General features: G+C 63.4%; 1 protein-coding gene. It reads right to left on the bottom strand.

The window, feature by feature from the left end; translation table 11 throughout:
* Positions 1 to 268: Ig-like domain-containing protein (locus IR141_RS14325; protein WP_167743243.1), on the bottom strand; the 268-nt coding region annotated here is incomplete at both ends.

Raw genomic sequence — 268 nt, 5'->3', positions numbered from 1 at the left:
GCGCATCGGTTTTGCCGCTGATGGTCGGGGTGTTGTCGCTGCTGTTGTCCGGCGCGTCTACGCTGATCATCGGGGCGGTGGTGTCGACCGAGCCGTTGTCTTTGGCTCTGCCTTCGTTGCCGGCGGGGTCTTTCACCGAAGCTTCGGCGGTGTAGCCGCCGTCGGGCAGGGCTTTGGGCACGTCTACGCTGTAGCTGCCGTCTGCCTTGACGGTGGTGGTAACGGTTTGGCTTTGGCCGTCCGAACCGGTTACCACTACGGTTACCAC

It is taken from the genome of Neisseria sp. 19428wB4_WF04 (assembly GCF_015235335.1).
Lineage (GTDB): Bacteria > Pseudomonadota > Gammaproteobacteria > Burkholderiales > Neisseriaceae > Neisseria > Neisseria musculi.
The sequence above is the reverse complement of the archived record's forward strand: the minus strand, read 5'-3'. Positions and strand labels throughout refer to the sequence as shown.